Origin of the sequence: Mycolicibacterium setense (assembly GCF_000805385.1) — a bacterium.
Taxonomy (GTDB): domain Bacteria; phylum Actinomycetota; class Actinomycetes; order Mycobacteriales; family Mycobacteriaceae; genus Mycobacterium; species Mycobacterium setense.
In genome coordinates this window covers 429,370-450,384 of the sequence record NZ_JTJW01000009.1, presented here as the reverse complement: position 1 = coordinate 450,384, position 21,015 = coordinate 429,370, and the positions used below count along the sequence as shown (strand labels likewise).

29 protein-coding genes and 1 tRNA gene are annotated in these 21,015 nt (G+C 66.9%); 22 read left to right on the top strand and 8 right to left on the bottom strand.

The features are described from left to right. Nucleotides 1-15 precede the first annotated feature (15 nt). Together QQ25_RS24790 and QQ25_RS24785 are read left to right on the top strand one after the other, a co-directional pair. The gene (locus QQ25_RS24790) at nt 16-570 is read left to right on the top strand and encodes a hypothetical protein (protein ID WP_131546218.1); all 555 of its coding nucleotides are present in this window, start codon (nt 16-18) and stop codon (nt 568-570) included. Between the two features lie 15 nt (nt 571-585). Next, nucleotides 586-1,209, top strand: a complete 624-nt coding sequence (locus tag QQ25_RS24785; protein ID WP_039324235.1) for a class I SAM-dependent methyltransferase — start codon at nt 586-588, stop codon at nt 1,207-1,209. Here QQ25_RS24785 and QQ25_RS24780 read toward each other — a convergent pair. The 3 genes from QQ25_RS24780 to QQ25_RS24770 all read right to left on the bottom strand — a co-directional run bounded on the left by QQ25_RS24780 (nt 1,196) and on the right by QQ25_RS24770 (nt 4,833). After that, entirely contained in the window at nt 1,196-3,697 is a 2,502-nt protein-coding gene (locus QQ25_RS24780) for an FtsX-like permease family protein (RefSeq protein WP_039324232.1), read from the bottom strand. The genes QQ25_RS24785 and QQ25_RS24780 overlap by 14 nt on opposite strands. Further along, a complete protein-coding gene (locus QQ25_RS24775; RefSeq protein ID WP_407661820.1) occupies nt 3,694-4,401 on the bottom strand; it encodes an ABC transporter ATP-binding protein in 708 nt (235 codons plus the stop codon). Before QQ25_RS24775 ends, QQ25_RS24780 begins: the two co-directional genes overlap by 4 nt. Before the next feature lie 102 nt (nt 4,402-4,503). Continuing rightward, nucleotides 4,504-4,833: a nitroreductase family deazaflavin-dependent oxidoreductase gene (locus QQ25_RS24770; RefSeq protein ID WP_039381583.1), complete on the bottom strand. Its 330-nt coding sequence runs from the start codon at nt 4,831-4,833 to the stop codon at nt 4,504-4,506. A 198-nt stretch (nt 4,834-5,031) separates the two neighbouring features. Between QQ25_RS24770 and QQ25_RS24765 the strand changes: the two genes are divergently transcribed. Then, a tRNA-Leu gene (locus QQ25_RS24765) sits at nt 5,032-5,105 on the top strand. Nucleotides 5,106-5,153: 48 nt separating this feature from the next. On the opposite strand, the gene QQ25_RS24760 is transcribed toward QQ25_RS24765, so the two are convergent. Then, entirely contained in the window at nt 5,154-6,320 is a 1,167-nt protein-coding gene (locus tag QQ25_RS24760) for a site-specific integrase (protein ID WP_039381582.1), read from the bottom strand. Then, nucleotides 6,304-6,801, bottom strand: coding sequence for a helix-turn-helix domain-containing protein (locus tag QQ25_RS30270; RefSeq protein ID WP_082017678.1), 498 nt, complete (start codon nt 6,799-6,801; stop codon nt 6,304-6,306). The genes QQ25_RS24760 and QQ25_RS30270 overlap by 17 nt, the downstream gene beginning before the upstream one ends. A gap of 161 nt (nt 6,802-6,962) precedes the next feature. Between QQ25_RS30270 and QQ25_RS24755 the strand changes: the two genes are divergently transcribed. The 15 genes from QQ25_RS24755 to QQ25_RS24690 all read left to right on the top strand — a co-directional run bounded on the left by QQ25_RS24755 (nt 6,963) and on the right by QQ25_RS24690 (nt 14,370). Continuing rightward, a complete protein-coding gene (locus QQ25_RS24755) occupies nt 6,963-7,169 on the top strand; it encodes a helix-turn-helix transcriptional regulator (RefSeq protein ID WP_039381581.1) in 207 nt (68 codons plus the stop codon). Then, a complete protein-coding gene (locus QQ25_RS31005; protein ID WP_157847848.1) occupies nt 7,169-7,309 on the top strand; it encodes a hypothetical protein in 141 nt (46 codons plus the stop codon). Before QQ25_RS24755 ends, QQ25_RS31005 begins: the two co-directional genes overlap by 1 nt. Before the next feature lie 4 nt (nt 7,310-7,313). Continuing rightward, on the top strand, nt 7,314-7,628 hold the full coding sequence (locus QQ25_RS24750) for a hypothetical protein (RefSeq protein WP_234711970.1): 315 nt from the start codon (nt 7,314-7,316) through the stop codon (nt 7,626-7,628). Then, nucleotides 7,625-7,936 carry a hypothetical protein gene (locus QQ25_RS24745; protein ID WP_039381580.1) on the top strand — a complete coding sequence of 104 codons (312 nt, stop codon included), beginning with the start codon at nt 7,625-7,627 and terminating at the stop codon, nt 7,934-7,936. The genes QQ25_RS24750 and QQ25_RS24745 overlap by 4 nt, the downstream gene beginning before the upstream one ends. A gap of 76 nt (nt 7,937-8,012) precedes the next feature. Next, nucleotides 8,013-8,855, top strand: a complete 843-nt coding sequence (locus QQ25_RS30870) for a hypothetical protein (RefSeq protein WP_131546216.1) — start codon at nt 8,013-8,015, stop codon at nt 8,853-8,855. Continuing rightward, nucleotides 8,852-9,193 (top strand): zinc finger domain-containing protein, encoded by a 342-nt coding sequence (locus QQ25_RS24730; protein WP_039381577.1) that lies wholly within the window; start codon nt 8,852-8,854, stop codon nt 9,191-9,193. The genes QQ25_RS30870 and QQ25_RS24730 overlap by 4 nt, the downstream gene beginning before the upstream one ends. After that, nucleotides 9,190-9,333, top strand: a complete 144-nt coding sequence (locus QQ25_RS31000) for a hypothetical protein (RefSeq protein WP_157847846.1) — start codon at nt 9,190-9,192, stop codon at nt 9,331-9,333. Before QQ25_RS24730 ends, QQ25_RS31000 begins: the two co-directional genes overlap by 4 nt. Nucleotides 9,334-9,335: 2 nt before the next feature. Beyond that, nucleotides 9,336-9,632, top strand: a complete 297-nt coding sequence (locus tag QQ25_RS24725; protein WP_039381576.1) for a hypothetical protein — start codon at nt 9,336-9,338, stop codon at nt 9,630-9,632. Beyond that, nucleotides 9,629-10,195, top strand: a complete 567-nt coding sequence (locus QQ25_RS24720; RefSeq protein WP_039381575.1) for a hypothetical protein — start codon at nt 9,629-9,631, stop codon at nt 10,193-10,195. The genes QQ25_RS24725 and QQ25_RS24720 overlap by 4 nt, the downstream gene beginning before the upstream one ends. Beyond that, entirely contained in the window at nt 10,192-10,437 is a 246-nt protein-coding gene (locus tag QQ25_RS24715) for a hypothetical protein (RefSeq protein ID WP_039381574.1), read from the top strand. The genes QQ25_RS24720 and QQ25_RS24715 overlap by 4 nt, the downstream gene beginning before the upstream one ends. Then, nucleotides 10,434-11,036, top strand: a complete 603-nt coding sequence (locus tag QQ25_RS30995; protein WP_052236041.1) for a hypothetical protein — start codon at nt 10,434-10,436, stop codon at nt 11,034-11,036. The genes QQ25_RS24715 and QQ25_RS30995 overlap by 4 nt, the downstream gene beginning before the upstream one ends. A 170-nt stretch (nt 11,037-11,206) precedes the next feature. After that, nucleotides 11,207-12,058: a phage major capsid protein gene (locus tag QQ25_RS24705; RefSeq protein WP_039381573.1), complete on the top strand. Its 852-nt coding sequence runs from the start codon at nt 11,207-11,209 to the stop codon at nt 12,056-12,058. Nucleotides 12,059-12,272: 214 nt separating this feature from the next. Then, nucleotides 12,273-12,638 carry a hypothetical protein gene (locus tag QQ25_RS24700; RefSeq protein ID WP_039381572.1) on the top strand — a complete coding sequence of 122 codons (366 nt, stop codon included), beginning with the start codon at nt 12,273-12,275 and terminating at the stop codon, nt 12,636-12,638. Then, the gene (locus QQ25_RS24695; protein WP_039381571.1) at nt 12,638-12,988 is read left to right on the top strand and encodes a hypothetical protein; all 351 of its coding nucleotides are present in this window, start codon (nt 12,638-12,640) and stop codon (nt 12,986-12,988) included. The genes QQ25_RS24700 and QQ25_RS24695 overlap by 1 nt, the downstream gene beginning before the upstream one ends. Before the next feature lie 128 nt (nt 12,989-13,116). Further along, nucleotides 13,117-14,370, top strand: coding sequence for a Fic family protein (locus QQ25_RS24690; protein ID WP_082017664.1), 1,254 nt, complete (start codon nt 13,117-13,119; stop codon nt 14,368-14,370). 226 nt (nt 14,371-14,596) lie between these two features. Here QQ25_RS24690 and QQ25_RS24685 read toward each other — a convergent pair whose 3' ends face one another. Further along, complete coding sequence (locus QQ25_RS24685; RefSeq protein WP_039381570.1) at nt 14,597-15,916, bottom strand: H(+)/Cl(-) exchange transporter ClcA; 1,320 nt, start codon at nt 15,914-15,916, stop codon at nt 14,597-14,599. Between the two features lie 372 nt (nt 15,917-16,288). Between QQ25_RS24685 and QQ25_RS24680 the strand changes: the two genes are divergently transcribed. The 4 genes from QQ25_RS24680 to QQ25_RS24670 all read left to right on the top strand — a co-directional run bounded on the left by QQ25_RS24680 (nt 16,289) and on the right by QQ25_RS24670 (nt 18,977). Beyond that, nucleotides 16,289-16,921 carry a cutinase family protein gene (locus QQ25_RS24680; protein WP_039381568.1) on the top strand — a complete coding sequence of 211 codons (633 nt, stop codon included), beginning with the start codon at nt 16,289-16,291 and terminating at the stop codon, nt 16,919-16,921. Nucleotides 16,922-16,989: 68 nt separating this feature from the next. Further along, complete coding sequence (locus tag QQ25_RS30990) at nt 16,990-17,154, top strand: hypothetical protein (RefSeq protein WP_157847844.1); 165 nt, start codon at nt 16,990-16,992, stop codon at nt 17,152-17,154. 47 nt (nt 17,155-17,201) lie between these two features. Then, complete coding sequence (locus tag QQ25_RS24675; RefSeq protein ID WP_039381567.1) at nt 17,202-17,450, top strand: hypothetical protein; 249 nt, start codon at nt 17,202-17,204, stop codon at nt 17,448-17,450. 84 nt (nt 17,451-17,534) lie between these two features. Further along, complete coding sequence (locus tag QQ25_RS24670) at nt 17,535-18,977, top strand: serine/threonine-protein kinase (RefSeq protein WP_039381565.1); 1,443 nt, start codon at nt 17,535-17,537, stop codon at nt 18,975-18,977. A gap of 11 nt (nt 18,978-18,988) precedes the next feature. Here the strand turns inward: QQ25_RS24670 and QQ25_RS24665 are convergent, their stop codons facing one another. Both QQ25_RS24665 and QQ25_RS24660 read right to left on the bottom strand, forming a co-directional pair. Continuing rightward, a complete protein-coding gene (locus tag QQ25_RS24665) occupies nt 18,989-19,828 on the bottom strand; it encodes a serine hydrolase (RefSeq protein ID WP_039381561.1) in 840 nt (279 codons plus the stop codon). Further along, nucleotides 19,825-20,958, bottom strand: a complete 1,134-nt coding sequence (locus tag QQ25_RS24660; protein ID WP_039381559.1) for an AfsR/SARP family transcriptional regulator — start codon at nt 20,956-20,958, stop codon at nt 19,825-19,827. The genes QQ25_RS24665 and QQ25_RS24660 overlap by 4 nt, the downstream gene beginning before the upstream one ends. Between the last annotated feature and the right edge of the window lie 57 nt (nt 20,959-21,015).

The following is a 21,015-nucleotide window of genomic DNA, read 5'->3' as shown; positions in this document are numbered from 1 at the left end:
AAAGGGTGGGTTCCAATGAGGACATCGACCAGATTCGTCGGCGCATGCGTCGGCGCCCCGGTTGCGGCCCTGTGTTTCGGGGTGGGTACGGCATGGGCCGCACCGTCAACCGAATCGTCGACACAGCAGGTCAATACCGGCGGCGTGGCGGTCTCGGCGGGCGGCCACCGCGTGGTGCAAGCCGGCAGCAGCACAGCGAACACCAGCGGCCGCAGCGTGGCCGTCGCCTTCGACTTGCCGGGCCAGAACGCCAGCACCGCAACCGCCGACGGGGACAGGAACTTTGTCCTCGCGATCAACGGCAGTAATGCCAGCGCGAAGGGCGACCGCAATTTCGTGTTCGCCGGTGACGACAGCACGACCACCGTGATCGGCAACGACAACGACGCCCGCGCCGCGTTCGGCAGCACGAATCACGTGACGGGCAACGACAACACCTCGTATGCGATCCCCAACAGTCAGTCCGAGGTGATCGGGAACAACAACTTCGCGGCGTCGCTGTGCGGAGGCAATGTGCACGTATCCGGCCAGGGGCAACGCGTCACCAGCGCGCCCTGCGTCGGGAAATGACCTGAATCGAGGTAGATGAAGCACCGTAACCCGTTGTTCCCGTACGTGTATCGGCTCGGTATGCCGATATTCGACAGGCTGTTCTACCGCCGGTACCGGCGGTCGGCGATGGGGCATGCGACGGGCCGGTTGCTCATGGTCGGGGTCGGACCGGGCACCGATCTGCTGTTCCTGCCGGACGCGGTGACGTCTGTCGCGGCGGTCGAGCCCGATGCGGCGATGCGGCGGATGGCGCGCGCCCTGGCCCGGCGCCACGGGATCGACGTCGATGTGGTCGATGGGGCGGGGGAGTCGATTCCATTCCCGGACAACAGTTTCGACTCGGTGCATGTCGGTCTGGTGCTGTGCTCGGTCGACGATGTGGGCGCCACCCTGGCCGAGATCCGCCGGGTGCTGACGCCCGATGGCCGGTTGGTCGTCCTCGAGCATGTGCGGGGTGACGGAATGATGGGGCGATTCCAGGATCTGATCGCCAAGCCGTGGGCGTGGTTGTCCTCGGGCTGTGAGCCCAACCGCCGCACCGTCGACGCCATCGCCGCCGCCGGGTTCGACACCAGCGCGCTCCGCAGCACCCGCCGGACGCTGGTGCCGCCGCCGTGCACACCACATCTACAGGGAGTCGCGACTATTCGACGCTGACCGCCTCGATGATGTTGAGCCGCGCGGCCCGTCGCGCGGGCGGCAGCGAGCCCAGCAGGCTGATCGCCAGCGCACCGAGGGTGAAGACCAGCGCCATCGCGCTCGGCCGGAACGTGACGTCGAAATTCATGATGTCCCCGCTGACCAGGCTGAACAGCCACTGATCGACCAGCCCCACCAGCAGTCCCAGGACACCGCCCACGATGCCGATGGCCGCGGCCTCGGCCAGCACCATGGCCAGCGTGTAGCGGCGGCTGGATCCCATGGCGCGCAGCACCCCGATCTCGCGGCGCCGCTCGAGTACGGACAGCGTCAGGGTGTTGAGCAGCGCCACGGCGGCGACGAACACCACGATGATCCACACGGCATTGGCGATCAGCATGCTCTGATGCAGCGGCGCCTCGAGGCCGGCCAGTGCGGTGCGGCCGTCGTAGGTGTGGTTCGGCGTGGGGACGACGTGACGGATGTTGGCCAGCAGCCTGGTTGGATCGGTTCCCTTGACGGCGGTGACCTGCAGGGTCGTCGATCCGGGTCGGTCGAACCACGCACGCATCTGATCCAGTCCCATGCCCACGGTGCCGATCACCGTCGAGAAGTACGGCACCAGGGCCAGCACCGTCGTTTCCTGCGGGCCGTGCGGCGTCTGCAACCGCAGTTTGTCGCCGACCCGCACGTCGAGCGTCTTACCGAGATTCTGCGTGAGCACCACGCCGCGGCCGGCGAGCACGTCCCTGCGCGTCTGGTCGTCCAGGGCGCGGAAGAGGGCGTCGTGGCTGCCGGGGGCGAACCCGTCGAGCATGACGCGGGTGCCGCCGACCACGGCGAAGCCCAGCGCACCTTCGGTGACGTTCGCTACCCCGGGCACCTCGGTGACGTTCTCGGTAAGACCTTGCGGCAGAAGGTCGGTGGGGTATTGGTCGGGTGAATTGGCGCTCACCCAGACGTCGACGTCGGCGACCGGCGCGAAGACGTCCCGCGCTGACCGGATCATGTCGTTGTTCGTACCCGTGATCACCACGGTCGTCACGACGGCGATCAGCACGGTCATCACGGTGGCCCACACCCGCCGCGGCGCACGTTCCACCGTCGCTGCGGCCAGGGCCCCGGCCGAGCCGAACAGGTGAGCCACCGCGGCGGTGGCTTTGACGATGGGCCCGGCCAGCGCGAAACCGAGTGCGATCTGTGCGGTGAACAACGCGGCGATCGCGACGAAAGCCATTGATCCCGGCAGGTAGAACACCACCAGGATCGACGCCGCCAGCACCGCCACCGCCGCGATGCCGGTGGCGACCCGCAACCAGCGCGGAATGTTGTCCGCCGCCGATACCCCGACCGGGGCCAGCGCCTCGATCGGAGAGACCTTGTACACCTGCCGGGCGGCCATCGCCGAGGCCGCCACACTGGTCAACGCCGTCGCGGCGATGGCCACCGGGATCGCATAGCTCGGCAACCAGTATTCGATGCGAGCTTCGAGGCCCTGGGTCACCGTCGGTGGCAGGCGGCCGATCGCCATGCGGCCCAGCGCTATTCCCAACAGCGACCCGATGGTGCCGCCGATCAGCCCCAGGATCGTGGCCTCGGCGAGCATGTCGCGGACGATGGTCGCGCGCCGGCCGCCGATGGCGCGCAGCATCGAGATGACCGGGCGGCGTTGGGCGATGGCCATGGTCATCGTCGTGTAGATGAGGAACGCGCCCACCACCAACGCGACGGCGGCGCCCATCAGCGCCATGTAGTTCATCAATTTGACGCCGTCACCGGCTCGCGCCGCCCGCAAGCTGGGCGCGGCGACGATGGCCCGGCCGTTCACGGCTGTGGTCACGTGTTCTCTGACCGTGTCCAGGTCGGCGCCCGGTGCGGTGGTGATCAGGATCGAGTCGAGTTGGCCAAGGCGTCCGGTGACGTTCTGCGCCAACGGGAGTGGGGCCAGCACGTAGTGGCCGCCGTTGAGGTCGGCGAGTTGCTTGCCCTCAAGGACTTCGGCGACGGTGACCGTTCCCGAGCCGAGCTGGAACGTCTCACCTTTCTCATGGCCGACGGCGGGCCCGACGCGCACCCCCTCGGCGGCTGTGGGGGCTTGAACCTGCACTCCGACCGCGTCTTTCAGGGCGCCCTCCAACGCGCGGCTGCGATCGTCGGCGCCGAACAGCAGCACCGGTTCGCTCGCGGTGGGCGCGGTCATCCGGATCATCGGCGCGGCGGTCGCCACGCCGGGCACCTTTTCCACGTCGGCCAGGACGGAGTCTGGGAAGCCCGAGTCGGTGACGCCCGAGACTTCGAGTGCGGCGACGCCGGCGACACCGTCGGCCAGGCGGTTGACCGATCCGGTGATCGACCCGAAGATGCCGAGGATCGCGACGAGATACATTGCCGACACGGCCATTACGGCGATCGAGGCGAGAGTGCGTCGCCGGTGCACGGTGAGCTCGCGCAGGCTGAACACGCGGAGCCGGCTGGCTGCGGCGGCTATCGCGCGGTGGGGTCTCACCCCGGCACCACCGACATCTCGTCGGAGCCGAGCCGGCCGTCCTGCAACGTGATCACCCGATCGGTGGCCGCCGCGGCATCTGCATTGTGGGTCACCATCACCACCAGCCGGCCGAGCCCCTCCTCATGCGCGACCTCGCCCAGCAGCGTCAAGATCGCCGCACCCGTCGTCGAGTCGAGGTTGCCGGTGGGTTCGTCGGCGAGGATCAGCGGCGGGTCCATCATCATGGCCCGCGCGACCGCGACGCGTTGCATCTGGCCGCCGGACAGTTCGGAGGGCCGGTGCTCGGTCCGGTTACCCAGGCCCACGCGGTCCAGCAATTCCACGGCCTGGGGTTTGACCTTGCCCAGCCGCACCCCGTCGAGCAGCTTCGGGACGGCCACGTTCTCCCACGCCGACAGGGTGGGCAACAGGTTGAAGAACTGGAACACGAAACCCACCCGGTGATGGCGGAACGCCGACTGCTGCTCGTCGCCGAGGCGCCCGATCTCCTCGCCGTCGAAGGTGATCGAGCCCGAATCGGGGGAATCCAGCGCGCCGAGCAGATGCAGCAGCGTGCTCTTGCCCGCGCCCGAGGGGCCGATGATCGAGACGAACTGGCCGCCGTTGAGCTGGAGGCTGATCTCGTCGAGGGCGCGCACTGTCTGGCCGCCGACCTTGTACTCGCGCACCACGTCGCGCAGTTCGATGGCCAGTTCGGGCATCGCAGCCTCCCGGGAGTCGGGATATGGGGAGCCTACGCCCGGTGGTGCCTTCCCCGAACCTGAACTTGTGTGCGAGATCCTGGCCGAAACTCGCACACAACCTCAGACTCGCGGGCCTATCGACGCGATCAACCGGGCCTTCTGGTCGCAGGCGGGGATGATGCGGGGATCGCTCAGCCGGTAGCGCCGGCCCCGATGTACCAGGCGGGCCGAACCGGCTGCCCGGACATTGCGCACCCAATCTGAGTGCTCGCCGTAGTTCAGCACCACCCTGACCGACTTGGCGTCGACGAACGCCATGACCGGGGTCCGGTACGGCTTGCCCGACTTGCGGCCGGTGTGCTCGATGACGGCCATATAGGGCAACCACGGCGCCCACAGCCGCTGCAGTGGGTTGGTGACGTACTTGTTGAAGCGGGCGATCACCCGCATGGCCCGTGGCCCCAATGCCGATGCGATCCGTTCGGCAACTACGGCAATCGAATTCGCGATACTGCTCGGCATATGCGGCCCCCGTCGCTGTCCTGCCCTGCGGCCTCATTCAACCAAGCGCGGCCCGCCGGCACTACCCGGGGTGCCAGGGTGCATGTCCGCCGGTGGCTAGCCACCCAGGTACCGTGCTACCGATCGGCCCCCATAGCCCAATTGGCAGAGGCAGCGGACTTAAAATCCGCCAAGTGTCGGTTCGAGTCCGACTGGGGGCACCGGAACTTGACACGGAACGTTGCTGGTAGAGGCTATATTTCCGTCGCTCAGACTGCGGCCTGAGTACGTTTTGCCCACATTTTGCCCACAGTCTCATCTAACTTGTCGGCAACTCCAGTGAGGTCGTCGTCGAATAAATCGGCGTACACGTCCAGCGTCATCGCCGCCGAGGAGTGCCCCAGCATCCGCTGCACCACCTTCACGTTCGCCCCCGCCGAGATCGCCAACGACGCCGCAGTGTGCCGCAGAGCGTGCGCGGTAACCCGTGGGAAAACCGGCGTGGTCGGTTCCTTGCCGCGCTTGCTCTCGTTGGCCCTGGCCGCCGTGGCCGCGGTCTGGCACCGTTCGACGGCACCGGACAGCCACGAGTCGTGCGACGACGGGGGACCGAGGTGGCCGCCTTCACGGGCCGGCCAGATCAGGTCGCCGTGCTGCTTGCCCCGGCATGTCTTCGCCAGCTCGTCAACGACGAACTCGGGCAACACAACCGTGCGTTCCTTGCCTGACTTCAGCGTGCCGAGGTGGACATCGGCGCCCACCGTGACGGCGTTCTCATGCAACACCACCCTGCGCTTGAGGAAGTCGATGTCACCGACCCGCAGAGCCGCGGCCTCACCCCACCGGAGGCCGGCCATACCGAGCAACAGCACCAGCGATCGGTACCGGCCCGCCTCGACGGCGAGCGCCTGAAGCTGCTCGGCAGTCAAATAGATGTTCTTCCGTTTCGACCGCGCCGGGAGCTTGACACCCCGGGCCGCGTTGCGCGCTAGTCGCCGGTCCTTCACTGCGTCGTCGAGAATCCGTGCCAGCACGTCGTATGCGGTCCTGACTACCGTGCCCTTGCGGCGGCCGGCCAACTCGGCGACCCACGACTGAACCTCAGAAAAGTTGATGTCCGCGATGGCCTTTGACGCCCACCGTGGTTCGACATGTACGCGCCAGGCCGATTCGACCGAGTGGAACGCCGAGGGCTTGATGATGGCTTTCTGGCGTGCTAGCCACTCTGGGCCGAGTTCGCCGACGGTGACCTTGCCGAGGGCGGGCGCTACGTAGCTGCCGGTGAGTTTCTCGACCTCCACCGTGGCGGCGAACGCTTCGGCGTCCCGCTTGGTCTTGAATCCACGCTTGTCCGTCTGCCGGCGGTCAGGCGTACGGTAACGAACTCGGTAACGCGTTGCACCGCTCGATGTTTCGTACCTACTTATCGTCGCCATCGCCAGATTCCGGTCGTGATTCCCGCTGGTCGTTGATCTCCTGAAGGAGCAGTAGAGCATTCTCGCGGTCTTTGCGTTTGGCAACCCACGGCGGGCAAACGGTGTAGACGTAGGCGATCCGGACCTTTCCGAATTGCGGTGCCGCATCGTCGGATGTGAGCCAGTTCCACAACTGTCCAGCCGTGATCGTGCCCTGAATACCGGTAGCGGTGACGGAAGTTGTCTCCTCGTTTGCCGGTGGCATGAGCAGGCTCACAGGTGAAACTTCAAGTGCCGCAGCTAAAGCCGTCAAGTCATCGACTGTTACCCGTCGTTTTCCCGCTTCGATGTTTTTGATGGCTACCGGGGTCAATATCCACTCGATCGCTTCCAGGCGTTCGGATAGCTGTGTCCACGTCAGGTTCTGCAGTTTTCGCAGCTTCCTGACGTTCTCGGTGACGGTCTTTGCGGTAGCCCCTGCGTCGGGTACTCGTCCAGCCATGTCACCCATCGTGACACACAAACTTTGACAGTCAACAAGTGAACATTGACAAGCCACGATCACTGTGATTCTCTGCTTGTTGACAGTCAAACTTTAACTGTTGATGCGCAAACATATGCAGTAGCGCATCGGGTCGATCAGTTTTTCGAGTGGAGGAACCAATGGCCAACGACACCGCAACGCCCAAGGAGGTGGCGGCCTACCTGCACACCACCGAGGCCGGACTGGCGCAACTGCGTTACCGAGGCGCCGGCCCCAAGTTCATCAAGATCGGGCCGAAGAAAGTCATCTACCGGTGGTCTGACGTGCAGGAGTACCTGGACGCCAACACTATGCAGCGCACCGACGACCCGCGGGGCGTGGCCTGATGGTGCGGACGCTGCCGCAGGTCGATCACGCGGACCTTGGCCTGGTCGACGACGACCATACGCCGGATATGCGAAGGGCCCCGGCTGCCACCGAGGCCCTTCTGGAGAACACCCCACCCATCTACGAACAGGAGTTCTGACCCGATGACGACTCTACCCACGATCACCGAGTGCCGTCACTGCACTGTGCCCACGGATGGCCCCGACGAGTGCGCGTTCTGCCGGCAGTACGTGCCACCCGGCACCGAACCGGCCGCGCCGCGCAGGCTCGGTGCCGCGACTGCCCAGATCGACACCATCCGCGCGGAGGTCAACACGGTGCTGCGGGAACTGCCCGCCGATGCCCCATTGTTCGCCGTCACCGACGTTGTAGCCGGTCTGAACCTGCTGAGGTTGGCAACCGTCGCGCTCGATAAGGCTGCCGGCACCATCGAGGCCGCCGAGGCGGTATCGCGATGACCGAGCACGCAAGCTGGTGTGATCACGCGTCCAACGAGCGTCACAATGCCCGACAACCCTACTGCGCCAAGCTCTTACCCGGCGTGCCGCTCATCCCCGAGGGCAGCGTGCGCAAGGCGCAACTGTGGGTAAGCCCCACCACCGCGGTCGAAGCTCACTACGACGGTGTCGAACTCGCACTCGAGCAGTGGGACGGCAGCAAGCATCGCCCCGCGAAGATCATCCGGATGTCGGCGGACGCCGCACGCGAGTTGGCCGCGATCCTGATCCAGGCCGCCGACATTCAGCAGGGGCACATCACCCCGTGACATTCGAACGCCGCACCGGGACCACTCGCCCGCGGGTGAGTGGTCCCGGGCTGCGCTGCCCACGATCGGAGAGCCGATGAGGCCGCCCGACTTCCTCATGGTGCTGCCCGCCGACATCGGTCGCGTCGGGTTCGACGGCGCCGCCATCCTGGCGTTGGTCCGATATGTGACCGGATTGCCGGGTGAGAACCACGGCCGCCTGACAGTCGACGGCGAAATGTGGTGGCGTGCAAGCCAGGACAAAATCGGCGAGTTGTTGGGTGGCGTGCATCGAAAGTCGGTGGGGCGAGCTCTGCTCAGGCTGGAGAACGCGGGGGCGATATTGGCGATTCCAGCAAAGACGTTCACCGGCGATCGGGCGCAGGCATATCGAGTTCCTGACCGGCCATCACATCGAGCCTCTGACCAGCCATTGGACGAAAGTGGCCAAGGCTCTGACCAGCCATTGGACGAAAGTGGCCCACCGAGTGGACGTATCCGGCCACTCCCATTGGACGAAAGTGGCCACTCCCATTGGCCGGATCCGGCCAATCTTCCTATTACTGGAGAACTTGAAGAAGGGGGGAGAAGCGCGGTCTCGGCCGCCGATGAACCGGAATCCGCCGAGCAACACCAGTCGAGCAACGCCCCACGCCTCAAAATCCCATCCGAAGAAGTACCCCCGTTCCACCTCACGGCGAGCGGCAAGGTGGTCTGCGCCAAGCACATCGGCACCGAAGGCACGGACCCGTGTTGGTCGTGCGGGGAGGCCCGGAAGGCATACGAGGCCGACTGCGCGGCCGAGGCCGACGACGAGAGCCAGCACCGCGCGGCCATCCGCGCCGCGATCGACGATTGCCCACGCTGCGACGACTTCGGACGTCTCGACGACTTGACCGACTGCCCCGGACACGCCAATTTCCGCCGGGCGGCATCGTGAAGCGCCGCCCCGACCCCCGCACCGCCGCCGATGTCGTCGACCTCGATGCCGCCCGCCAACAGCGCCGCCAACCGTCGCCGAGGAGGAACGCCATGCAGCGATCCGGCCGAGCAATCCCAGACGCCTACGAGAACACCGGCGCGGGCGCCGTCGAATGCCCGAACTGCCACGCCACACCCGGGCAATGGTGCGCGACGCCCGACGGCCGGCGACGCCGTGTGCCGTGCGTAGCGCGCCTCGCGGCAGCACCGATCGCACCCGTGATCGACCTACCCGACAACGCCCGGGCCCCGGTCGATTTCACCGAACCGCGCCACACACGCGAGGAGACACCGTGATCCGGCCAGACCCACGAGACACCCACACCGCCGTACCGCCGGCACGCCGCCAGAAGGCCGCACGGGACGCCGAACGCTGCCCGGTGTGCCGGTGGCCGGTCGACCGCGGCCACGCCGAGAACTGCGACGAGGCCGGCTGACGATGAACCAACTCGACGCACTGATGGCCGCGCTCGGTGCCGCACCCGCATTGCCGGGCGCACGCTGTCGAGGCCGATCCCACCTGTTCGACGGTGGCCCGCCGGGTGAAGACGACGAGATCCGCGCCGCCCGCATCGGCCAGGCCCTCGCGCTGTGCCACCGGTGCCCGGCTCTGGCCCACTGTCGACGATGGCACGATTCCCTCCCGGTGAGTCGGCGCCCGGTCGGTGTCGTGGCCGGCCGGGTCAACACCACCACCGACCGTGGCCAACCGCCCCACCGGGTGGCCGCATCGTGACCACCCCGCACGTGATCGACACACACCCCGGCCGATTCGGCTGGCGCGTATGGAAACTCAACCTCGACCCGCCGCGGCTGCGCTCACCGTTCGAACAGTCCGGCGCCCTGCTGCGGCCCGGGCCGGCCCTGTTCGACGCACTGTGCCCGAGCGGCCGGTGTGTGCTGCGACTCGATGCGCGCTGCACCTGCGGTGTGCACTACGTGCCCACGGTGCGCGGGTTCGGGTACTACCTGCGGACCGCCGGCCCGTTCGGTGACCGCATCGCGATTACGTTCGGTGCCGCGCTCGGCGACGTCGCGACCGATCCGCGCGCCGACTGGTGCCAAGCCGCACAGCACTACCTCGTGCTGGCCGCCGCGGTGCCCGAACGCTATGCCGCCCTGGCCGATCCGCTGGCCGCCGAGTACCACGTGCCGGTCGAACCGTTCCGCCGGTCCAAGACCACGCCGACGCTACGGCGAATGCTGCACGACACGCGGACTGCCCTTGCCCACACTCGCCCGGCCGAGCTGTTCAACCCCGCTCGGCACTGCTCGCACCACACAGGAGTACTCGCATGATTGACGACGACCGCCCCGACGATCTCGGCGACGCCATGCGCGCCGAGCTCGCCCGGGCCCGCGACCACCGGGCCCCGCGCGACATCGTGCCCCGCACACCGCTGCCCGGCGACGCGCCACCGATCCCGACCGGTCCCGCGACCGTCACCACCCACGAACTCGACGAGCACGGCATCACCACAACCACCACAACCGCATGGATCGCACCCGCGGTCCTCCCACGAAAGGACAACCAACGATGACTGACCCCGCCACCACCCCGGAGTTCGACGAGTTCGCCTCAGCGGCCGACGAGTTCACCGCATCATTCGGCCCCGCCGACACCGACACCATGCAATCCGGCTCAGGGCTGCCCGTCGACGCCGATCCCGAGACCCCCGACCGCGACGCCGAGGCCGCAGGCGGCGACCAGGACGGCGCGCAACCCGACGACACCCCGGCCGACGACGACGGCGACCAGGACGACGCCGGCGGCAACCGTGAGGCCGCCAAGTACCGGCGCAAGCTGCGCGACACAGAGGCCGAACGCGACACCCTGCGCGAACGGCTCGCCGTGCTGCAGCGCAGCGAGGTCGAGCGGCTGGTGGCCAACCGGTTCCGTGACCCCTCCGACGTGTGGCGCGACGGCGCCCAGGTCGACGACCTGCTCGACGACAACGGCAACATTGACCCCGCCAAGGTCGAAACCGCCGCCACCACGGTCCTCAAAGCACACCCCCACTGGGACATCGCCGCGGCGCCACGATCCGCACGCGAGGGCCAATTGCAGTCCGGCGCATCGGCCCCGGCCATGCCGCAACGCGACCCGTTCACCGCGGCGTTCGCACCCCGCGAGCACTGACCGCGCTACAGTTGTCGGTGAGCGGGAGCCCGCGGCCAGGCGCCCGGCCCCGCTCACCGACTCCCCAGGTGGGAACACCGGCACGATCCAGGTGGTCGACCGAATTCCGGAAATCCGTTGCGCAGCAAGCACACTCGCCGCTGCCTGCGCCCACCACCTAGGGAGCCATCATGGCAACTCAGACCACCGCCACCAGCCAATACGCCTGGCGGCCAGATCAGACCACGTTCCACGCGGCCGACGTCATCCCCGAGGCCTTGATCCTGCAGACCTCCACCGTGTCCGGGCAGATCGACGGCGACCAACCGAGCCTGCACGTCGCCTACGTCGACGACGCCGACGCCGAATTCGTCGCCGAGGCCGCCGAGATCGACGAGTCCGACCCGGCCATGTCCGAGGTCGTCGTCCACACCGGCAAGATCAGCCAGTTGGTGCGACTGTCCCGCGAGCAGTGGTACCAAGAAGGCACCGCCATCCAACTGCGTAAGTCGGTGTCCCGGGCCATCATCAAGCGCGCCGATCAGGCATACCTCGCGCAGGTGGTCCCAACGCCGCCCGCCGTACAACCGCCGGCCGGCCTGCTCAACATCGCCGGCGTGGTCGACGGCGGCGACGTGTCCAGCGACCTCGACACCCTGGTCGACCTGGTCGCCGAACTGCAGGCCGCCGGTTCGATACCGAGCCACATCGTCGTCGACCCCGTGGGGTGGGCCGAGCTGCGCAAGCTCAAGACCGGAACCGACTACAACAGTTCACTGTTGGGTGCCGGCACCACCGACGCCAAGCCCATGCTGCTCGGGCTGCCCGTGCTGATCAACCGATGGGCCAGCCCCTACACCGGTCTGGTGATCGACAAGACCGCGGTCGTGTCCGCCGTCGGCGACGTCAAGATCGCCGCCAGCGAGCACACCTACTTCAGCTCCGACAGCGTCGCCCTGCGCGCCACCTGGCGCATCGGATGGAACGTCGTACGACCCCAGCGCATCGGACAGTTCTCCATCGCCGGTGGCGGCGGCAGCTAGACGTGGGCGACGGCGCCGCCGTGGTGACGAACACGACGCGCAGCCGGCCCGCACGTCGGCCCGGTCACGGCAGCAGGTTTGGGCACCTCGCCGCCAAGACCGGGCCGACACCAACACCACCCGGGGGGAGCACCCCCTCACCGGCCCGGCTGAGCGCCGGATGGCATAGCGTCCGCCTGTCGATGCATTGCAACCAGATTTTTCGGAGGTAGCGATGGCTGAAACATCGCGCCGGCCGCGCGCGGCGGGCCGCCGGCTGCGCTGGGACATGGACCAAGCCCTGGCCGAGGCAGGCCGGGAGCTCGACACCAGATTGGAGTGGTCCGAGCATGAACAGCAGCTCATCGACCGTGCCGCGACCGCGGCCGACCGCTCCGAGCAGCTTGGTCGGTTGTGGAAAGCCGAGCTTGCCGGCGAGGCCCGCGCGGGTGTGCTGGTCAAGATCGCGGCCGAGCAGCGCGCGCAGGATCGGGCCGTAATCGACCTGATTTCGCGCGTGAATCCGGGCATTGGGGCGGCAAAAAGCGACCGTCACATGCGCGCGGCACAGTCGCGCTGGGGCCGATCGGCGGGTGCCTGATGGCCCGGGTGGCGCGGCAGCAGGCCGCCTCGGCCGGTGTCTACGGGCACCTGGTCGCCTACTTCGAAGCGGACCGGGCGGCGTGGGTGGCCAACGGGAACCAGACGCACGCCGAGAGTGAGCCGTTCCCGTGTCAGCGGATCCTCGATGGGCTGCGCGCCGGCGAGCCGGTGAACGTGCCGACGTGGTCGCTGCCGAAGGCGGCCCGGCCCGCGGTGCGCCGGGCGGCCGGTCGACTCGGCAACGTGGTGCTGTTGTCGCCGGCTCGGGCGATCGTGGGCCCGGACGACTCGATCAGGTTCACCGACGAGAACTGGGCCGCGCTCTGGCTCGAAGAGAACGATCTCTAGCGCGACGGCGTGTCGGCTTCCAACGACTCCAACGTTTCCAGCTGCGCTGACGTTCGCTCGGCGCGAACTTCGGCGCATCATGCGGCAATTTGTTGGACAAATAAGCGCAAAGATTATAGTTTTGCCTGATGGTGACCCGTAAATATGAGGACAGTCATCCTTGGATAACGTTCCAATTCACCGGCGGTGAGTTCAACCTACTCAGCGTAAGGCTTGGGGAAGCCTTCTCCAAGTGCCGGCATCTGACGGGCACGCCTTTGCAACCGAGCCTGGCCGCCGAACTCGCTCGCGTGTACCTGATCAAAGGCGTATCCGCCACCACCGCCATCGAAGGCAACACGCTGAGCGAGAGTGAGGTTGCCGAAATCCTGGATGATCGCAAGAAGCTGCCGCCGTCGCAGGAATACCTGCAAACCGAAGTTGAGAACATGGAACGAGTCCTGCGGCGCATCGACATCCAAGCGAACAACTCCAGAGAGTGGCGCGTAACTCCGGCTTGGCTGAGAGCACAGAATCGCGAGATTCTCGAAGGGATCCCAGACGAGGATCATGTGATTCCAGGCGAATACACCACGCGCCCGCTGCTCGTTGGAAGCGTGTACCGGGCTGCGCCACCCGAGGACGTGCCGTACTTGGTTGAGCGACTCTGCGATTGGATCAACGAAATGTTGGTTCACGTATACGATCCGAACCTCGATGCAGACAAGCGATTCTTTCAAGCCTTCTACGCCGCGGTGCTTGGTCACCTGTACATCGCCTGGATTCACCCGTTCGGCAACGGCAATGGGCGTACCGCCCGTGCACTCGAATGCGCAATTCTGGCGCATTCGCGCCTAGTGCCTTGGGTCTCGAGCAGCCTGCTCTCTGACCACTACAACCGGACACGCAGTCGGTACTACGCGAAGCTTGATGCTGCTTCGCGCAAGCGTGACATCGTTGGATTCATCGAGTACGCGGCCGAGGGATTCGTTGACCAGTTGAGAGACCAAATCGCACTGGTGCAGTGGCAACAGCGCCGCGTTGCGTGGATCAACTATGTGCACGAGGTGTTCCAGGATGAGACGCAAGGAGAGACCTCGAAACGTCGGCGCGCATTGCTCTTGAGCATGCCTGAGGATGTTTGGACTCCACGTTCGAAGCTTCGCCGTCTGACGCCCGAATTGGCAGAACTATATGCAGGCGTCGGGGACCGGGCACTGTCGCACGACACGGGAAAGCTGCTATCGCTCAAGTTGCTAGAGGGAGATGCGAAAACCGGATTCAGGCCGCGCGTCCACCTCATGGATGCTTTCATCCCGGGCACTCAGGCATTGGATGGGTCCGAGTTCCTCTACGGTGCCGTAACCGCCGAAGAGCTAATGGACGAGTTTGCGCAGCTGTAGCGGCCTATTCCGTGCCGGTGCGACAACGCCGCCTACCCACTCTCTGCCCACTCCCTGCCCACAGTTACAGATACTTTGAGTGACCTACCGTGATGTATTTGGGCAGGTAAACCCGCTGTCTCCCAGTCGATCTGGGCCGCTATATCGGTTCGAGTCCGACTGGGGGCACCGATGTTCTTGCAGGTAGATGCGGTTTGCGAGTGAATCGAGCGGCCCGGCCGACTAATCAGCGCAGCGACTCAGGCGACATCCGCTCGCGCAGACTGTCGTAGATCGGCGGCGACCGGGTGAGCTCGGCAGCGAGCACCGCCGCACCCGTGGCGGCCAGCATGGGAATGGTGACCGCCGTGGTGGCCGTCATCTCGATGACGATCACGATGCCCGTCACCGGCGCGCGCACCGTGGCACCGAAGAACGCCGCCATGCCGACCAGGGCCATCGGGATGGCCAGGTTGGTTGCGTCACCTGCCCATACGGCGTCGAATCCCCCGATGAACAAGAGCCCCCACAGCGCGCCGACCGCCAGCAACGGCGCGAAGAGTCCGCCCGGCAGGTTGGCGGAATACGACAGTGGGCCCGCGATGAAGCGCACCAACAGATATCCGACGACGACGGGGAGGACGATGTGGTGCCCACCCAGGATCAGTTGCGTCAGAGTGTCGCCGCCGCCCACCGCGAGCGGGGAGACGAACATCGCGAGCCCGATGATGGCCCCGATCATCCCGGCCTTGACAATCGCCGGGATTCGTCGCATCTCGCTGACGTGGTCGACGAACCACAACACCGTCCGGTTGTAGACGGCGCCCAGGCATCCGGTGATCAAGCCGAAAACCACGAAGAGCGGAAGCCATACCAGCGCCGGCGCCCCGATCGCTTCGACGAAGAAGTCCGGCTCGTTTCCGAGAACTAACCGCATACAACCGACGGCAGCGGCCGCCGCGAGCAATGTCGCCAGCACCGTCCGCATATTGAAGGATTTCGTCACCTCCTCGACCGCGAACAGCGTGCCGCCGATCGGCGCGTTGAAGGCAACCGCGAGGCCGGCTCCACCCACGGCGGTCTGCATCATCCGAATATCGGGTTCCGTGAACTTGGCACGTCGGCCGGCTTCAGCGCCGATCGCCGCACCCATGTGCACCGTCGGGCCCTCGCGTCCCAACACCAGTCCCGATCCGATGGATAGCACACCGCCGATGAACTTCGCGGGCAGCAGCGTGAGCAGCGGAGGTCGGGCGTCGCCGCGGAAGACGGCCTCGACGTGCGGGATCCCGCTGCCGGCGGCGAGTGGCACCCATCGCACGGTCAGCGCGGCCAGCGTCGCGCCGACCGCCGCAGCGGCGATCGGCAGCAGCCACCCCGGCCCGGGCAGTCCATGAGTCCAGTCGACGAAGTCGATCCGCAACCGGTCCGCGGTCTGTAGGCACCAGCGAAACGCGCCGCCGATGAAACCGATCATCACTCCGGCCGCTATTGCGATCACGCACAAACGGATTGATCCCCGCATCGGTTCCGCGGGTCGGCCGCCGTCGGTCCTCGGTCCGGTCATGGCGCCGAGAATGCCGGTGGACGAGGCACCCGATCGTCCACGCTGCTCGCGTACCGCACGATCCGACGTCCTCCTTCACCAAGACATGGTGGCGACGGATGTTCAGTCTCGCAGACCGGCGCCGCGGTCGCCGGTCGCAATGCCGAATCGGCCCCATCACCACGGCGCCCGCGCGCAGCAATTGATGGCCCGAACGAGTCTGATTCATGCACAGAAATGTGAATTCGGCTGCGCGGCAGGTGATTCGCACCGAGCTTGACAGCCTGGCGCACCTGCGTGACATCGAAACAGCGGATCCCGTTCCTTCAGCGGCCCGGTGTCGTGGCCGTATCGGGTGAGGCGGTGTTGCGTGGGGACCTACGATCGATCGGTATGACCAGCAAGCCCGCATTGATTCTGGTGTTCGCGGCATTGGCCGCAGCTGTCCCGACGATCACGCCCGCGCCGGCCACCGCGGCGCCCTGCCCCGATGTCGAGGTGGTGTTCGCCCGCGGCACCAACGAGCCGCCGGGTCTGGGCAGTGTCGGCGCTCCGTTTGTCGACGATCTGCGGGCAAGGGTGGCGCCGCGCACCGTCGACGCCGCGGCGGTCGACTACCCGGCCAGCAACGACTTCAACACCAGCACCCCGGCCGGCACCGACGCGGCGCGCTCCCTCATCGAGTCCATCGCTGCGAGTTGTCCCGACACGAAGATGGTGCTTGGCGGCTACTCGCAGGGCGCGGCGGTGATCGAAAAGGCCACCAACGAGGCCGCCCCACAGGTCGCCGATCACGTGGCGGCCAGTGCCCTGTTCGGCGCGCCGCGCACCAGCTTCTCGGGTCTCCTGGCCGCGGGGCAGGCGCTGCCGACGCTGGCCCCGCAGTATGCCGCCAATTCCATCGACCAGTGCAACGAGGCCGACCCGATCTGTTGGGAAGGCGGCTGGGACATGGGCGCCCATGTGTCCTATGTGCAGTCCGGAAAAGTCGTGCAGGCAGCCGATTTCGTAGCCGGCCGGCTCTAGGGCATCGCACGTGCGCCGACTGTTCTGATCGGCGCACGGGGACCCGTCGGCCGGTTCATACTGCACACATGCGTGCCCGCGTCGGTGTCGCGGCGCCCATGGCCGCGATCACATTGTTGGTGGGTTGTACGTCCGGGGCCGGCATGTCCGAGGTGAAGATCGTGCTCGACGGCGACGTCCATATCCTGACCGCGCGGGTTACCTGCACCAAATTTCTGACGGCAACCTGCTGATCTATGCCTCGCCGTCAACGACGGACCACAGGCGGAGCGTTCGGGTAATGCTGGCGACCGCGCACCGCCTGGTCGTCACGGCCGCCGGCTTCCGTATCCCAGACGCCCACGGCTTCACCAAGGACCCTCGTGAGATGACGGCCATCAAGGTCGACGACGCCTACACGATCACCGGACGGATGCCCGCCGACGATCGGGGAACTGGCTGGCGCCAGGTGAAGATCGAGATCACCTGCCCCGGCTATCAGCGGCCGAACGGCCCTCCCGACCCGGCGCCTGCGCTCGGGAGCCCCTGACAGCCCGGATGGTCGGCAATCATCTGCATCCCGTGGCCGCACAAGCGATACTTCGTCTATATCGAACGACCAGGGGGATCGGCAGTGAATTCGCGCGTCGGTACGACGTTCGGCAAGTACTCCATCAGGCGCCTGCTCGGCAAGGGCGGGATGGGGGAGGTGTACGAGGCCTTCGATGCGGAAAAGAACCGGGTCGTGGCGTTGAAGATCCTTGCCGACGAGTACTCCAGAGACGTCACATTTCGCACCCGGTTTCAGCGGGAATCGCACGCGGCCGCCGTCTTGCAGGAACCCCATGTCATCCCGATTCATGACTGGGGCGAGATCGACGGCAGCCTCTACATCGACATGCGGCTGGTGCAGGGCACGACGCTGGCGGACCTGACCGCGGACGGCCCCCTGCAGCCGGCGCGGGCGGTGGCCATCGTCATCCAGATCGCGGCGGCCCTGGACGCGGCACACGCGGCCGGGCTGATCCATCGCGACATCAAGCCGCAGAACATCATCGTCACCCCGGCCGAATTCGCCTACCTCGTCGACTTCGGCATCGCCGAGAGTCAGGGCGACACCCGGTTGACCACGGCAGGATCCCGCATCGGCACGCTGAATTACATGGCGCCCGAACGGTTCACCGGCCAGGTGGTGACACCGGCGGTCGATACGTACTCGCTGGCGTGCGTGTTGTATGAATCGTTGACGGGCCACCCGCCGTTCATCAGTGACAGCCTGGAAACCGTGCTCGCCGCGCATGTCTCGGCGCCGCCGCCGCGGCCCAGCATCACCAATCCGGCCGTGCCCACGACTTTCGACGATGTGGTGGCACGCGGCATGGCCAAGGATCCCGATGACCGCTACGGGACGACGGGAGGGCTGGGTCGCGCCGCGCAACGAGCGCTGCAGGCTGGGTCGGCGCCGGCGACCCTGCCGCACCAGGCGCCGACCCTTGCGGCGGCTTTTGCCGGCCCTGCCAGCTTCCCGATCCCGACGCAGTCCGCTGCGGAGCCCACTCATTCCGAGCCTCGCAGGCGGGGATGGGTGCTGCCCACCGTCGTCGCGGTGGCGGCCGCGCTGATCCTCGGCGGCATCGGCGTCGTGATCGGCATGCTCGCCAAAAACGCCGGACAACCCGCGGACGCACCGCCGCCTTCGGCATCGCCGAGAGATCCGGCGCAGGCAGACGGCCCGGTGCCGCCACTGATCACCGGTCCCGATCAGAGCAGCCTGCACCAGTCCTGTGACGACGGTTTCGCGGCGACCACCGCCGCCGGGTTCGCCAGCCGCGCCGGGCGCGGAACCCCCGAAACCTCATGCCTTTTCACCAACAGTGTGCTGACGTCGTACTGGGCCGAGTACGGCAACGCGAGCCCGCTGCCGCGCGCCGTGTCGGCACCGGGTGCCGTGGACTGCGCCACGGTGCCCGGCGCATTGTGCGACGGATCCAATTTCTTGATGCACTGCCAGCAGTCCCCGGGGGACAGCTGGATCACCTGCACGGGCGGCAAGAATGCCCGCGTCTATCTGTGGTGATCGGTGCAGCGCTAGCAGTGCCCGGCCGGCACGGCGCCCAGCCGTTGGCTCAGCCAGTCGGTCATCGTGGTGAGCGCGGCCGTGCCGTCCTCGAACTTCCCCGAGAACGGCAGCGCCGCCATAGCGACGGCCACCATCCCGGCCGGGGTGGTCAATACACCGATCTGACGGACCAGGTAACCGCCTGTCGGTGACGGTCCCCAGCCGCCCTTGAACCGGCTGTCGACGACGGTGCCGATGCCCCAGCGCTGGTCCTGCTCGACACGGCCCATGAGGTCGAACACCGGGTCATTTTCCGTGTCGCACACGGCGGCCGAGGTGAACCGCACCTGGGCGGTCAGCGGCCAGTCGGTCTGCCCCGAGGCGCTGAACTCCGGGCGCACGCGTTGTGCTTGGACGACCGTCGGATCACCGGTCTGCCGCAGCACCGCTTCGACCTTGCGTGCGGCCTCTGACGGCGTCCCGAGGCTGTCCCAGATCGATTCGGCAGCGGCATTGTCGGATTCGGTGATGGCCGCGGTCATCGCGTCGGTGATCTGCGGCGGCACCTCCTCGCGCAGCGCGGCGATGATCAACGGCACCTTGATCGTCGACCATGCCGGTCCGCTTTGCCACTGGCCCACCGACACTGGCTCGTGGCCGGGGCCGACGCCGCTGACCGCGATTCCGGCGACGGCATGCAGCTGCGTTTCCAACTGGGCGAACTCCGCGGCCAGCGACGCGGTGGGGGCAGAACTGGGTGTGTTCGGGCGGCCACCGAGGTGTGTCCCGATGATCACCCCCGCGGTGAGCGCGATCGCCGCCAATACCGCGATCAGGACCCATAGCCGGCCGTTGCGAGCGGATGTCACGTCGCAGCGCTTTGAAGTTCGAAGGTGAACTCATGGCCGCAGATGCGGACACGGTCACCGTCGCCGAGGGTGGCGCTGGGACGGATGCGTTCCTGCCGAACCTGCACACCGTTGGCCGACTGCAGGTCGGTGATCACGAAACTGCCTCCGGTGTCGATGATCACCGCGTGATGGCGGCTGATCTCGGCGTCGGCCAGCACGATGTCGTTGTCGGGCAACCTCCCGATGCGGGTAATGTTCGGCTGCAACGGATATCGGCGTCCCGCGCCGTCGCGCAATGCGGCGGCCGTCGAAACTCTTGCGCCGGCGGTGAGTCCGGCGCTCACGGTGCGCGCGGCGGTGGCCATGGCGGCCTGCCGGATATCCAGCCGTTCCTGACGCAGGATGCGCGCGTGCAGTGCGCTGAGCGTCGGCCCGGGATCGATACCGAGTTCCTCGGCCAGCACTGACTTGACCCGCCGGTAGGCGTCCAGCGCGTCGGACTGCTGCTCCGCGACGTAGTAGGCGGTGATCAACTGGGCCCACACCGGTTCCCGGTACGGATGCCGGGCGACGAGCTCTTCGAGGTCGGCGATGACGGTCGCGGCCCTACCGCACGCGATCTCGGCTTCGGCGCGGCTGGTGTGGACCAGCACGTGGTCCTCGGCCAGGGCCGAGGCGAAGGTGTCGACGAATCGGAATCCGTGCAGATCGCCGAGGACATCTCCGCGCCATTGCGCCAACGCCGCCGATAGGTGCGTAGCGGCCTGCTCGAAACGTCCGGCGACAGCGGCATTCAGGCCGGCGGCCTTCTCGCTGATGAAGCGGTCCAGATCGCAACTGCCGGGATCCACGTTGAGTCGATAACCGGGAGCCGCTTTGACCAGTGCTGAACGGGTTTCCCGTTCGGAGCCGCCGAGCAGCCGACGCAGGTTCGACACATGGGTGTGGATGGTGGCACGGGCCGCGGGCACCGGCTCACCGTCCCAGACCGCATCGATCAGCGATTCGGTGCTGACCGCCCGATTGCGATTGATGAGCAGGACCGCCAGCACCGCACGCTGTTTGGGCGTACCCAACGCCAGGGCGCTGTGGTCCAGGGTGACCTGCAGCGGACCCAACAGGCCGAACCCGAGACGAGGTTCACCCATCACAAGCCTTCCCGGTGTTCGGCGCGGTCCGCATCCCATTGTGACCCGGCGCGGCGC

What these genes read in the sequence shown, in the direction of transcription:
- QQ25_RS30995 (WP_052236041.1), top strand. Translation starts at nt 10,434, where the DNA reads ATGACTGACCCCGCCACCACCCCGGAGTTCGACGAGTTCGCCTCAGCG.
- QQ25_RS24695 (WP_039381571.1), top strand. Translation starts at nt 12,638, where the DNA reads ATGGCCCGGGTGGCGCGGCAGCAGGCCGCCTCGGCCGGTGTCTACGGG.
- QQ25_RS30870 (WP_131546216.1), top strand. Translation starts at nt 8,013, where the DNA reads ATGAGGCCGCCCGACTTCCTCATGGTGCTGCCCGCCGACATCGGTCGC.
- QQ25_RS24675 (WP_039381567.1), top strand. Translation starts at nt 17,202, where the DNA reads ATGCTGGCGACCGCGCACCGCCTGGTCGTCACGGCCGCCGGCTTCCGT.
- QQ25_RS24660 (WP_039381559.1), bottom strand. Translation starts at nt 20,958, where the DNA reads ATGGGTGAACCTCGTCTCGGGTTCGGCCTGTTGGGTCCGCTGCAGGTC.
- QQ25_RS30270 (WP_082017678.1), bottom strand. Translation starts at nt 6,801, where the DNA reads ATGGCTGGACGAGTACCCGACGCAGGGGCTACCGCAAAGACCGTCACC.
- QQ25_RS24790 (WP_131546218.1), top strand. Translation starts at nt 16, where the DNA reads ATGAGGACATCGACCAGATTCGTCGGCGCATGCGTCGGCGCCCCGGTT.
- QQ25_RS24755 (WP_039381581.1), top strand. Translation starts at nt 6,963, where the DNA reads ATGGCCAACGACACCGCAACGCCCAAGGAGGTGGCGGCCTACCTGCAC.
- QQ25_RS24685 (WP_039381570.1), bottom strand. Translation starts at nt 15,916, where the DNA reads ATGACCGGACCGAGGACCGACGGCGGCCGACCCGCGGAACCGATGCGG.
- QQ25_RS30990 (WP_157847844.1), top strand. Translation starts at nt 16,990, where the DNA reads ATGCGTGCCCGCGTCGGTGTCGCGGCGCCCATGGCCGCGATCACATTG.
- QQ25_RS24750 (WP_234711970.1), top strand. Translation starts at nt 7,314, where the DNA reads ATGACGACTCTACCCACGATCACCGAGTGCCGTCACTGCACTGTGCCC.
- QQ25_RS24725 (WP_039381576.1), top strand. Translation starts at nt 9,336, where the DNA reads ATGAACCAACTCGACGCACTGATGGCCGCGCTCGGTGCCGCACCCGCA.
- QQ25_RS24745 (WP_039381580.1), top strand. Translation starts at nt 7,625, where the DNA reads ATGACCGAGCACGCAAGCTGGTGTGATCACGCGTCCAACGAGCGTCAC.
- QQ25_RS24680 (WP_039381568.1), top strand. Translation starts at nt 16,289, where the DNA reads ATGACCAGCAAGCCCGCATTGATTCTGGTGTTCGCGGCATTGGCCGCA.
- QQ25_RS24690 (WP_082017664.1), top strand. Translation starts at nt 13,117, where the DNA reads ATGGTGACCCGTAAATATGAGGACAGTCATCCTTGGATAACGTTCCAA.
- QQ25_RS24705 (WP_039381573.1), top strand. Translation starts at nt 11,207, where the DNA reads ATGGCAACTCAGACCACCGCCACCAGCCAATACGCCTGGCGGCCAGAT.
- QQ25_RS24775 (WP_407661820.1), bottom strand. Translation starts at nt 4,401, where the DNA reads ATGCCCGAACTGGCCATCGAACTGCGCGACGTGGTGCGCGAGTACAAG.
- QQ25_RS24715 (WP_039381574.1), top strand. Translation starts at nt 10,192, where the DNA reads ATGATTGACGACGACCGCCCCGACGATCTCGGCGACGCCATGCGCGCC.
- QQ25_RS24770 (WP_039381583.1), bottom strand. Translation starts at nt 4,833, where the DNA reads ATGCGGGTGATCGCCCGCTTCAACAAGTACGTCACCAACCCACTGCAG.
- QQ25_RS24785 (WP_039324235.1), top strand. Translation starts at nt 586, where the DNA reads ATGAAGCACCGTAACCCGTTGTTCCCGTACGTGTATCGGCTCGGTATG.
- QQ25_RS24700 (WP_039381572.1), top strand. Translation starts at nt 12,273, where the DNA reads ATGGCTGAAACATCGCGCCGGCCGCGCGCGGCGGGCCGCCGGCTGCGC.
- QQ25_RS24760 (WP_039381582.1), bottom strand. Translation starts at nt 6,320, where the DNA reads ATGGCGACGATAAGTAGGTACGAAACATCGAGCGGTGCAACGCGTTAC.
- QQ25_RS31005 (WP_157847848.1), top strand. Translation starts at nt 7,169, where the DNA reads ATGGTGCGGACGCTGCCGCAGGTCGATCACGCGGACCTTGGCCTGGTC.